This window comes from Streptomyces sp. SID12501, assembly GCF_010550245.1.
GTDB lineage: Bacteria > Actinomycetota > Actinomycetes > Streptomycetales > Streptomycetaceae > Streptomyces.
Genome location: NZ_JAAGLU010000903.1, coordinates 1 through 407 on the forward strand (window position 1 = coordinate 1; position 407 = coordinate 407).

The 407-nt window shown below is 72.0% G+C and carries 1 pseudogene; it reads left to right on the forward strand.

The annotated features are described in order from the left end of the window. Positions 1–407: pseudogene (locus G3I71_RS49060) on the forward strand (hypothetical protein); the annotation flags it as partial.

Genomic DNA, 407 nt, shown 5'->3' on the forward strand with positions numbered 1-407 from the left:
TCGACCTGCTGGCCGAGGCCACCGTCGCCGCCCGCTTCGGCGGTGAACGCGAACGCGCCCTGAAGATAACTAAGTTGGCCCTGCGGACCCTCGCCGAGGACGGTGACGATCCGCTGCGCGCCGCCTGGTTCTGGGCCGAACGCTCCCGGCTCGTCGCCGGACTTGGCCGCAGCGACGGCTGGGAGGAGATCGCCACGGCCCAGGAACTGGTCAAGGGGCTGCCCCCGTCCCAGGTGCACGCCGACGTCCTCGTCCTCGCCGCCGGCTGGGGCATGCTGCACAAGCCCGGACCCGGCAACCTCGCCGCCGCCGAACGCGCCGTCGAGTACGCGCGCATGGTCGGCGCCGAGGACACCGAACTCAACGCGCGCATCACCCTCGGCAGCCTCCTCACCGATTCCGGTGAC